The organism is Gordonia paraffinivorans NBRC 108238, from assembly GCF_000344155.1.
Taxonomy (GTDB): domain Bacteria; phylum Actinomycetota; class Actinomycetes; order Mycobacteriales; family Mycobacteriaceae; genus Gordonia; species Gordonia paraffinivorans.
This window is the reverse complement of record NZ_BAOQ01000062.1, coordinates 1-10,048: the sequence shown is the minus strand read 5'-3', so window position 1 is coordinate 10,048 and position 10,048 is coordinate 1. Positions and strand designations below refer to the sequence as shown.

The 10,048-nt window shown below is 68.3% G+C and carries 9 protein-coding genes and 1 pseudogene; 1 reads left to right on the top strand and 9 read right to left on the bottom strand.

Translation table 11 applies throughout. From position 1 onward, the window contains the following. Nucleotide 1: 1 nt before the first annotated feature. The 3 genes from GP2_RS20215 to GP2_RS20205 form a co-directional block, all read right to left on the bottom strand. Nucleotides 2-451 (bottom strand): universal stress protein, encoded by a 450-nt coding sequence (locus tag GP2_RS20215; RefSeq protein WP_006902496.1) that lies wholly within the window; start codon nt 449-451, stop codon nt 2-4. 164 nt (nt 452-615) lie between these two features. Then, nucleotides 616-2,772 carry an excinuclease ABC subunit UvrB gene (uvrB, locus tag GP2_RS20210; protein ID WP_040527593.1) on the bottom strand — a complete coding sequence of 719 codons (2,157 nt, stop codon included), beginning with the start codon at nt 2,770-2,772 and terminating at the stop codon, nt 616-618. A gap of 20 nt (nt 2,773-2,792) precedes the next feature. Beyond that, the gene (locus tag GP2_RS20205) at nt 2,793-3,503 is read right to left on the bottom strand and encodes a hypothetical protein (RefSeq protein WP_006902494.1); all 711 of its coding nucleotides are present in this window, start codon (nt 3,501-3,503) and stop codon (nt 2,793-2,795) included. 107 nt (nt 3,504-3,610) lie between these two features. On the opposite strand from GP2_RS20205, the gene GP2_RS20200 reads away from it, so the two are divergent. Beyond that, nucleotides 3,611-4,186: a ribonuclease FAU-1 family protein gene (locus GP2_RS20200; protein WP_006902493.1), complete on the top strand. Its 576-nt coding sequence runs from the start codon at nt 3,611-3,613 to the stop codon at nt 4,184-4,186. A gap of 3 nt (nt 4,187-4,189) precedes the next feature. Here GP2_RS20200 and GP2_RS20195 read toward each other — a convergent pair whose 3' ends face one another. The 6 genes and pseudogenes from GP2_RS20195 to GP2_RS20170 all read right to left on the bottom strand — a co-directional run. Further along, nucleotides 4,190-4,660, bottom strand: coding sequence for a hypothetical protein (locus GP2_RS20195; RefSeq protein WP_006902492.1), 471 nt, complete (start codon nt 4,658-4,660; stop codon nt 4,190-4,192). Nucleotides 4,661-4,826: 166 nt separating this feature from the next. Continuing rightward, complete coding sequence (gene coaE / locus GP2_RS20190; RefSeq protein WP_006902491.1) at nt 4,827-5,723, bottom strand: dephospho-CoA kinase; 897 nt, start codon at nt 5,721-5,723, stop codon at nt 4,827-4,829. Nucleotides 5,724-5,809: 86 nt separating this feature from the next. Continuing rightward, nucleotides 5,810-7,042, bottom strand: coding sequence for a zinc metallochaperone AztD (gene aztD, locus GP2_RS20185; protein ID WP_006902490.1), 1,233 nt, complete (start codon nt 7,040-7,042; stop codon nt 5,810-5,812). Between the two features lie 76 nt (nt 7,043-7,118). After that, nucleotides 7,119-7,871, bottom strand: coding sequence for a TetR/AcrR family transcriptional regulator (locus GP2_RS20180; RefSeq protein WP_006902489.1), 753 nt, complete (start codon nt 7,869-7,871; stop codon nt 7,119-7,121). A 156-nt stretch (nt 7,872-8,027) separates the two neighbouring features. After that, entirely contained in the window at nt 8,028-9,479 is a 1,452-nt protein-coding gene (gene rpsA, locus GP2_RS20175) for a 30S ribosomal protein S1 (RefSeq protein ID WP_006902488.1), read from the bottom strand. 184 nt (nt 9,480-9,663) lie between these two features. Beyond that, nucleotides 9,664-10,048, bottom strand: a pseudogene (locus GP2_RS20170) (CotH kinase family protein); the annotation flags it as partial.

The window sequence follows — 10,048 nt, the reverse complement described above, 5'->3', positions numbered from 1 at the left end:
GCTAGCCGGTGGTGTGCACGATCAGGACGTCGCAGGACGACTTGCGCGCGACATCGGCGGGCACCGAGCCGAGCAGCCGGCCGGCGATCGAGTTGAGGCCGCGGTTACCGACGACGAGCAGGTCGGCCTTGACGTCGTTGACGAGCTGGAGCAGCGCGTCCACCGGGGCGCCCTTGACGGGACGCTGGACGACGGTGGTCGCGCCGGCGGCCACCGCGCGCTCCTTGGCGGTGCGCAGGATCTCCTCGGTCGGGTAGGACCCGGTGACCTGATATGCCTCGTCCTTGAGGATGTCGGCGGCCTCCCCGGCACCACGCTCGTTCGGGAAGTACGCGCATGCGATCACCAGCTGTGCACCGTCAGCCCCTGCGAGTGCCCCCGCACGCTCCACCGCCTTCAGCGACGACTCCGAGCCGTCGGTACCGACGACGATGGTCTCGTATGCGCTCATCCCAACCTCCGACATGAATTCGCCCCGCTGCCCATCAGCGAGGCGTTCGTTGGTCCCCAAACTGCAGGGATCTTTCATCGGAACACTAGTTTGCCACGGCCCGCCTGTCCCCCGGATCGTGGCTTTCCGCACATGAACCGGCGTGTTCGACGTCGGTCGCGCCGCTACTTGATCCCGGCCGCGTCCATGCCGCGGAGTTCCTTCTTCAGTTCGGCGATCTCGTCGCGCAGGCGGCCGGCGAGCTCGAACTGGAGGTCTCGGGCCGCACTCATCATCTGCTCGGTGAGCTGTGCGATGAGGTCGGCGAGCTCGGCGCGCGGCATCGTCGACACGTCGCGCTTCTCGATGACCCCGGCGCTGCCGGCCTTGGACACCTCGCCCTGCGCACGACGCCCGCGGCTCGCGTTGCGTCCCGATCCGCCGACGGCGACGGCCTCGTCCTCCGCCTCGCGGTACACCTGATCGAGAATGTCGGCGATCTTCTTGCGCAGCGGCTGCGGATCGATGCCGTGTTCCTTGTTGTAGGCGATCTGCTTCTCGCGGCGTCGTTCCGTCTCGTCGATCGCGTTGCGCATCGAGTCGGTGATCTTGTCGGCGTACATGTGCACCTCGCCCGAGACGTTGCGGGCGGCACGGCCGATCGTCTGGATCAGCGAGGTCGTGCTGCGCAGGAAGCCCTCCTTGTCGGCGTCGAGGATGGCCACGAGCGAGACCTCCGGGAGGTCGAGCCCCTCGCGGAGCAGGTTGATGCCGATGAGGACGTCGTACTCGCCCGACCGCAGCTGGCGCAGGAGCTCCACGCGCCGCAGGGTGTCGACCTCCGAGTGCAGGTAGCGCACGCGGATGCCGAGTTCGAGCAGATAGTCGGTGAGGTCCTCGGCCATCTTCTTGGTGAGAGTGGTGACGAGGACGCGTTCGTCCCGCTCGGTGCGCTGCCTGATCTCGTGGACCAGGTCGTCGATCTGCCCCTTGGTCGGCTTGACCACGACCTTCGGGTCGACGAGGCCGGTCGGGCGGATGACCTGCTCGACGAACTCGCCGTTGGACTGGCCGAGTTCGTACGGTCCCGGCGTCGCCGACAGGTAGACGGTCTGGCCGATGCGGTCGACGAACTCGTCCCAGGTCAGCGGACGGTTGTCCATCGCGGACGGCAGGCGGAAGCCGTACTCGACCAGGTTGCGCTTGCGCGACATGTCGCCCTCGTACATGCCGCCGATCTGCGGCACGGTCACGTGCGACTCATCGATGACGAGCAGGAAGTCGTCCGGGAAGTAGTCGATCAGCGTCGCGGGCGCGCTGCCCGCCGACCGACCGTCGATGTGGCGCGAGTAGTTCTCGATACCCGAGCAGAAGCCGACCTGTCGCATCATCTCGAGGTCGTAGGTGGTCCGCATGCGAAGACGCTGTGCCTCGAGCAATTTGCCCTTCGCCTCGAGTTCGGCCAGACGTTTCTCGAGCTCCGCCTCGATGGAGGCCATCGCCCGCTCCATGCGCTCGGGACCGGCGACATAGTGCGTGGCGGGGAAGATGCGCAGCGAATCGACCTGACGGACCACGTCCCCGGTGAGCGGGTGCAGGTAGTAGAGCGCCTCCACCTCGTCGCCGAAGAACTCGATGCGGACCGCGAGCTCCTCGTAGGAGGGGATGATCTCGACGGTGTCGCCGCGCACGCGGAAGCTGCCGCGGGTGAACGACAGGTCGTTGCGCGTGTACTGCACGTCGACGAGGAGCCGGAGCAGCGCGTCGCGGTCGATCTCCTGCCCGACCTCGAGCTGCACCGAGCGGTCGAGGTAGGACTGCGGCGTACCGAGGCCGTAGATGCACGACACCGACGCGACCACCACGACGTCGCGACGCGACAGCAGGCTCGAGGTGGCCGAATGGCGCAGCCGCTCGACGTCGTCGTTGATCGAGGAGTCCTTCTCGATGTAGGTGTCGGTCTGCGCGATGTACGCCTCGGGTTGGTAGTAGTCGTAGTACGAGACGAAGTACTCGACGGCGTTGTTGGGCAGCATCTCCCGGAGCTCGTTCGCGAGCTGCGCGGCGAGCGTCTTGTTCGGGGCCATCACCAGCGTCGGGCGCTGCACCTGCTCGATCAGCCAGGCGGTGGTCGCCGACTTGCCGGTGCCGGTGGCACCGAGGAGCACGATGTCCTTCTCCCCCGCCTTGATCCGCCGGGTCAGCTCGGCGATGGCGGCGGGCTGGTCGCCGGCCGGCTCGTATTCGCTGACCACCTCGAACCGGCCGTCGGCGCGCTCGACCTCGCCGATCGGACGGAACTCGGAATGAGCGAGCACGGGACGTTCTGCTGCAAAGGCCATGATGCCAGGGTAAACGCGCGTCACGACACGGATGTTCCCGCGCGCTCGGCCTCCCGCCGACCGTCCCTGCGCCCGACGAGCGCGGCGATCAGCGCCGTCAGCGAGCAGACCGGGATCGGCTGGCCGAGGATCGCGAAGACCAGGACGTCACCCACGAGCGCGACGGGTGCCGCCGCCACGATCCCCGGCCGCGGCACCGGCGCCTTCGTCCGCGACCGTCCGGGCACCCGCGGCCAGGGCTTGGCCACCGACACCCACCCCTGGAAGGCGATCAGCGACGCCATGATCACCGTGGAGATCAGCAGGCCCGTCGGGACGGTCACCTGGCCGTCGGCCGCGGCCCGGTCCGCGACCTCGTTCAGGCGGGGTGAGAGCACCGCGATGCCGACCACGAGCTGCGCGACGGTGATGAGGAACTTCACCAGCACCCACCGGTGGAGGAAGAAGCCCCAGGGCGTCGTCGAGGAGAGCAGGAAACCCGACATCGCGGAGACGTTGGCGGAGATGACCAGAACCGTCGTGTCGAGGACGTGCGCGGCGACCGCGCCCTCGGTTCCGCCCCGGGACAGCAGCACCAGCAGGGCGAGGGCCTGACTCATCCAGCTCACCGAGGAGAGGATGTGAATCCACAGCAGCAGTTGTCGCCCCTGCCGTGCGGGCGTCGGGGTGCCGCGCCGGGAACGGGTGGCGACGCGCGCCCGCGCGGCGCCGGCGGCCGGTACAGAGCTCATCTGTCGACCATGCGTCCGGCGGGACCCGCGGCACATCCGGTGGAACCCGGGAGATCTCCACCGATTTCACCCTGAGAACCGCTGCCCGCCTGACTAGATTCGGTGCCATGACGAGCAACAGCGGTCCCGCCGCCTCGCCGGTCGCCGCCCACCCGATGCATCCGCCCAAGCGCGAGGTGTTCGACGTGCCGGCGATGACGAACACGGACAACAAGGGTTTCGTGCGGCGAGTCGACGAGTACCGCGTCACCGACTTCGGGCTCTACATGTCGCGACCGGCACCGGGGCATCCCCGGTTCGACCACCTCGAGTCCTGGCTCCTCCCATCACTCGGGCTGCGCGCCAACATCTTTCACTACCAGGGCGGATACCGGGCGAACCAGCGGCTCTATCTGGACGTCGGCCGGTTCCACGGTCCCGACGAGCAGGGCCGATGGTTTGCCGAGGACTGGTACCTCGACCTCGTCGACGTGCCCGGGTCGCCCCTGCAGCTCATCGACGTCGACGAGGTCTTCGAGGCCCATCGCTGCGGCCACCTCGACAACGACCAGTGCGTGCAGGCGATCGAGATCGCGACCCGGGCCCTGGTGGGCGCCGCCACGCACGGTGGTGTGCAGGCGTGGCTCGACGCCGAGGTCGGCGGCGTCGTCATGTTCTCCGACCATCGGCCGGGGCCGTCCTGACGGTCAGTACGTCGGCAGCACGAAGCACGTGCCGTTCCGAATGAACTGCGGCAACTGGATTCCAGTGCCCACGGTGACCGTCCGGGTCTTGACCACACCGTCGAGCGTGGCGGTCAGCACGTGGCGGCCCGGCGTGGCCGGCCGCCAGATGGGCTTGACCTCGACGGTCTGCGGTTTGCGGTCGTAGACGGTGACCGTCCGGCCGTTCACGGTGTCGGTGACCTTGAGATTCGACTTCGCCGACCGCGGATCCCCCACCAGCACCGACAGCCTGTAGGCGCAACCCGCCCCGTACATCGCATAGTTGGTCGACCCGTTGGACGACGATCCGTAGCCGGGCAGCGAGTCGACCGCGATCGCCTGCAGCGCCGCGTTCGCGGGCGCAGCCGTGACCACGCCTGTCGCGATCGCCGCACCGAATGCGGCCGCCCCGAACAGGATCCGCGTCCGCTTGACGAGCCCCGAACCCCACATACCGTGCTCCTCACCTCTCGTAGCCGTCCACCGAGCACAGGGCAGGCGGCGCGTCGTACGACGGCCCGCCGGCCCCTGTGATCAGCAAACTAGCAGGACGGGAACCCGGCTGTGGCCAGATCTGGCAACATTCGTAGTCAGATCTGGCGGATGCCGGTGACGGTGGTCAGGCGGTCTCGACGACGACCGTCGCCGGACGACCGGGATCGCACGACCGGTAAACCCCCGGCTCCGCCGGCGCGAACCCGCCGACCGCGAGCAGATCGGTCAGCTGCTCCGCCGCCGCGCCATCACGCGCCACGATCCGCAACTGCACCTTCTCCGCGTCGACCACCTCGACGGCCGCGGCCCGTTCACCGGCGATCGCCCATAGCCGGTTGACGACGCGGGCCGACGGGCCATCCGGGTTCGGCTCGAGTGCGATGAGTTCGGGGTCGGGTTCCGCGGCGCGTCGGGCACGGACGTTCGCCTCGAACGGGACCAGGCGCCTGTCCCACACCTCCGCGGCCGCCGCGGCGAGTTCCTCGGGCGTCCCGGAGTTGTCGAGCCAGACGTCGGCGACGGCCCGCCGCTGCTCCTCGGTGGCCTGCGCGGCGATGCGGGCCCGAGCGTCCGCCTCGTCGACGCCGCGCATCGTGGTCAGGCGATGGAGCCGGACGTCCTCATCGGCATGGACGATCACCACGAGGTGGAAGAACGGCGCGGTGTGGTTCTCCACCAGCAGCGGGATGTCCTGGACGACGACCGCGTCCTCGGGCGCCGCCTCGAGGAGCTCCTGCGTGCGCGCACCGATCAGCGGGTGCGTGATGGCGTTGAGCTTCTTCCGGGACTCCTCGTCGACGAACGCCTTCGCCGCCAGGGCAGGACGATCGAGGCTGCCGTCGGCCGACAGGATGTCCGAACCGAACGCCTCCACCAGTTTCTCGAGCCCCTCGGTCCCGGGTTCCACGACCTCGCGCGCGATCTTGTCCGCGTCGATGATGTACGCACCCCGCTCGACGAAGGTCTTCGCCACTGTCGATTTACCGGCCCCGATACCGCCGGTCAGCCCCAGCCTGATCACGCCCTCCAGTCTGACAAACCGCGTCGGCGCCGGGTCACACCGGCACACGGATCCGGCCGGGGCCACGCACGGTCGAGTCGCCGGGATCAGCCCGTGACGGCCACCAGCTCGATGGTCTCGTGCGGCACGTCCGCCTCGGCGATCTTCTGTCGCGAGGTCAGGTCGACCGCGACGATCCGCTTCGCACCCGGATCGCTGACGTAGGCGATCCCGTCCTGCACGGCCACATTCGGCATCGGCGACTGCCACTCGTCGGGCTCGGTCCACTGCCCGATCACCGGGATCCGGGCGGTGCGCTCACCGGTTTCGACGTCGACGAGGTGCAGCGCCCCGTCGGAGCCGAGGACGACCGCGGAACCGCCGGGCCCACGCTCCAGGGACCGGAAGCTGTAGGAGGTGCCGAGGTCCACGAGGCGGAGCCGGCCGGTGCGCGTATCGGTCAGCGAGATCCGGGTGGGCCGCTCGATGTCGGCGTCCGGGTCGCTCTTGTAGTCGCCGAGCACGATCGGCGAGGAGTCGTCTCCCGCCTGGTTTCCGATGCGCCCATAGGGATCCGGGCTGTCGACCTTCCGGATGTCTGTGCCGTCGACGACGAGGATGCCGTTCTCACAGCCGAAGGTCAGGCGCCCGTCGGCGGCCGCGGCCTCGCCGTGCACGCCTGGGCATTCGTCGTTGCGTGCGATCTCCTTGCGGGAGGCGTCGAGGATCGCGATGCCGGTGCGCTTCTCCTCGTCACCACGGGTGACGACCACCGTCCCGTCGCCACGGAAGACCGCGACGCCGTGGTGCGGTTGCGGCAACGTGAAAGTCGTCGAGACGGCCTTGCCGCGCATGAGTTCCGCGGGTTCGACGATGTCGACCTGCCCAGTGCCGTCGCTGAACAGTGTGATCCGTGAGTCGTGGACCACGACGTGCCCGGGTTCGTCTGCGCCGAAACGCATCTCGGTGAGTGCGGGCTCGGCGGTCTGGTGATGCCCGTGGTCGCCGTGCCTGCGCGTCCAGGTGCCCATGTCGAGAACCCGGAACCCCCCGGCTTCCGAGACCAGGACGTGCCGGCCGTCGCCCGCACTGTTGAGCCGGACGAACCCGTCGACGGGGAGATCGGCGACCTGATCGAGCGACTGCGCGTCGAGCACGAGGATTCCACCGTCGTGGCTGAGCGCGAGACGAGGTGTGGCGCTGCGCTGTTCGACGGGGCCGGACGAGGGCGATGCAACCCCGCCGCGGTGGGAGTCCGTGCCGGAACAGCCCGCCAGCACCACTGCGGCCGCGGAGACGGCGAGGACGGATCGGATGAGTCTTGTCAGTGATGTGAACACCGGGACATCGAACCGCTTAATGAAAATTATTGTCAACAACGCATCAGTCCGGAAGCAGGCGGCACCAGACCGTGTGTCACTCCCCGAGAAGCGGTCTCAACCCGTCGAGAAGTCGCGCCAGCCCGAACTCGAACACCTCGGCCGGCGCCCCCGGTGCCTGATACAGCTCTCCCGCAGCTGACCCCACCCGGTTGGCCAGCGGATACGCGCCGTCCGGGATCACCGCGTCCAATTCCGGGGCGACGGCCTCCCACCACTCGGCATCGCTCATCCCGCTCCGCGACGGCGCTGTCCGCGCCGAGACGGCCTCGCGCGCGTTGCCGACCACGAACGACGTGAGGACGCTGAGGATTCGGTCCCGGTCGAGATCCGGGAGGTCGGCGGACTCGAGGGCCTCCAGCTGCCGTTCGTACCGAGCGAGCCAGTTGGGGCCGAGCACATGACGCCACGGCGGGGCGTCGAGCAGCCAGGGGTGCGCGAGGAGTTCGTCGCGGAGCGCGCGGGCGATGGCCGCCAGCGATTCCGCCGGCGTCGTGGCCGGTTCCGGCATCGGATGATCGGCGGCGACCCGGTCGATCATCAGGGCGACGAGGACATCCCGGGACGGTACGTAGGTGTAGAGGCTCATCGGGCCGATTCCGAGCGCGGTCGCGAGCGCTCGCATGGACACGGCGTCGAGGCCGTTGCGATCCGCGAGATCCACGGCGGTGTCGACGATCTCGTCGACCGAGACCCGCTGCTTCGGTCCGCGGCGCGGACGGGCGTCGGCCTCCGGACCCGAACGCCACAGCAGCCGCACGAGCCTGCGGGCGTCGTCGGCGGGTGGCATCGGGACCTCATCTCGTACGGCGTACCGAGTGACGATTGCGCCCACCGTATCAGCACCCGCCCCGCGGAACGGGGCCGGAGACATGCGAGAAGCCCTCCCGGTTTCCCGGGAGGGCTTCTCGTGTGCTCACTGCGCTGCCGTCAGGCAGCGAAGGGGTCAGGCGTTGCCCGACAGCTTCTCACGCAGAGCGGCGAGCTGCTCGTCGCTGGCGAGCGAACCGCCCGAGCTGGAGCTCGAGGAACGGCTCTCCGACGCCGACGAGTAGTCGCTCGGGGCGTTGGCCGCCTCGGCGGCAGCAGCCGCGAACTTCTCGATCTGCGCGGTGTGCATCTTGTGACGACGCTCGGCCTCGGCGTAGCGGGCTTCCCATGCCTCACGCTGCTTCTCGTAGCCCTCGAGCCATTCGTTGGTCTCGGGATCGAAGCCCTCGGGGAAGATGTAGTTGCCCTGCTCGTCGTAGCTGTCGGCCATGCCGTACTTCGAGGGGTCGAACTCCTCGGTGTAGTCCTCGTTGGCCTGCTTGAGGCTCAGCGAGATGCGACGACGCTCGAGATCGATGTCGATGACCTTGACCATCGCATCGTCGCCGACCGCGACGACCTGATCCGGGACCTCGACGTGGCGCTCGGCCAGCTCCGAGATGTGGACCAGACCCTCGATGCCCTCGTCGACGCGGACGAACGCACCGAACGGCACCAGCTTGGTGACCTTGCCCGGGACGATCTGGCCGATCGCGTGGGTGCGGGCGAACTGACGCCACGGGTCTTCCTGGGTGGCCTTGAGCGACAGCGACACGCGCTCGCGGTCCAGATCGACGTCGAGGACCTCGACGGTGACCTCGTCGCCCACGGCGACGACCTCGGACGGGTGGTCGATGTGCTTCCAGGAGAGCTCGGAGACGTGGACCAGACCGTCGACGCCGCCGAGATCGACGAACGCACCGAAGTTGACGATCGAGGACACGACGCCCTTGCGGACCTGGCCCTTCTGCAGCTGGTGCAGGAACTCGCTGCGGACCTCGGACTGGGTCTGCTCGAGCCATGCACGGCGCGACAGGACCACGTTGTTGCGGTTCTTGTCGAGCTCGATGATCTTGGCCTCGATCTCCTTGCCGATGTACGGCTGCAGATCGCGGACGCGACGCATCTCCACGAGCGATGCCGGGAGGAAGCCGCGCAGGCCGATGTCCAGGATCAGGCCGCCCTTGACGACCTCGATGACGGTGCCCTTGACGGCCTCGTCCTTCTCCTTGAGCTCCTCGATGGTGCCCCACGCCCGCTCGTACTGCGCGCGCTTCTTGGAGAGGATCAGACGGCCTTCTTTGTCCTCCTTGGTGAGGACCAGGGCCTCGACCTCGTCACCGACGCTGACGACCTCATGGGGATCGACGTCGTGCTTGATCGACAGTTCGCGAGAGGGAATGACGCCTTCGGTCTTGTAACCGATGTCGAGCAGAACCTCGTCCCGATCGACCTTGACGATGGTGCCTTCCACGATGTCGCCATCGTTGAAGTACTTGATCGTGGAGTCGATGGCGGCGAGGAAGTCCTCTGCCGTGCCGATGTCATTGACGGCTACTTGCGGCGAGGAGATCGTGGGGGACGACATATGTTGAGTTGCTCCGGACAGGTGTGTAGTAGGTACAGTTCTTGACGTGTGTCACGGTGCGAAACCCCTGGTCAAGAGCTTGCCGACCGGGGCTCGCGCCTATCGCGCGCAGTAGTGCGCACGCGCGTTCGTCAAGCCTACTCCAGACGCGTTGTGCTGCACAAATGCCGTCGCAGGGCACCGCTCATCCGCGCTGAGATGCGAGTGCGGCGGACCGGCGTGTGATCCACGCCCGGAGGCTGTCGACGGACTCCGAGGCCTCCTGCGCGGTCATCCGGTCGGTCACCGGCAGCTCCGCGGCGATCGCGTCGAGTACCTCGTCGGCCAGGCCGTCCGCGTAGATCCTGTCGTAGAGGTCCCAGTACGCCGAGTGATACAGCTCGGTGAACGCCCCGCCCGGTTTCGTCGCCTGGGCGAGGAAGCGGACCTTGAGGGGGTTCTTGACGTCCCGCAGACCAGGGAAACGGCCGCCCGGTCCGCCGGCCGGCGGACCGTCGCCGCCGGGGAACCGCGCGGCCGGGTTCTGCTCCGCCGGCCCGGGTGCCTCCCCCGGCACCGGAACCCGTGCG

What these genes read in the sequence shown, in the direction of transcription:
- GP2_RS20215 (WP_006902496.1), bottom strand. Translation starts at nt 451, where the DNA reads ATGAGCGCATACGAGACCATCGTCGTCGGTACCGACGGCTCGGAGTCG.
- uvrB (WP_040527593.1), bottom strand. Translation starts at nt 2,772, where the DNA reads ATGGCCTTTGCAGCAGAACGTCCCGTGCTCGCTCATTCCGAGTTCCGT.
- GP2_RS20205 (WP_006902494.1), bottom strand. Translation starts at nt 3,503, where the DNA reads ATGAGCTCTGTACCGGCCGCCGGCGCCGCGCGGGCGCGCGTCGCCACC.
- GP2_RS20200 (WP_006902493.1), top strand. Translation starts at nt 3,611, where the DNA reads ATGACGAGCAACAGCGGTCCCGCCGCCTCGCCGGTCGCCGCCCACCCG.
- GP2_RS20195 (WP_006902492.1), bottom strand. Translation starts at nt 4,660, where the DNA reads ATGTGGGGTTCGGGGCTCGTCAAGCGGACGCGGATCCTGTTCGGGGCG.
- GP2_RS20180 (WP_006902489.1), bottom strand. Translation starts at nt 7,871, where the DNA reads ATGCCACCCGCCGACGACGCCCGCAGGCTCGTGCGGCTGCTGTGGCGT.
- rpsA (WP_006902488.1), bottom strand. Translation starts at nt 9,479, where the DNA reads ATGTCGTCCCCCACGATCTCCTCGCCGCAAGTAGCCGTCAATGACATC.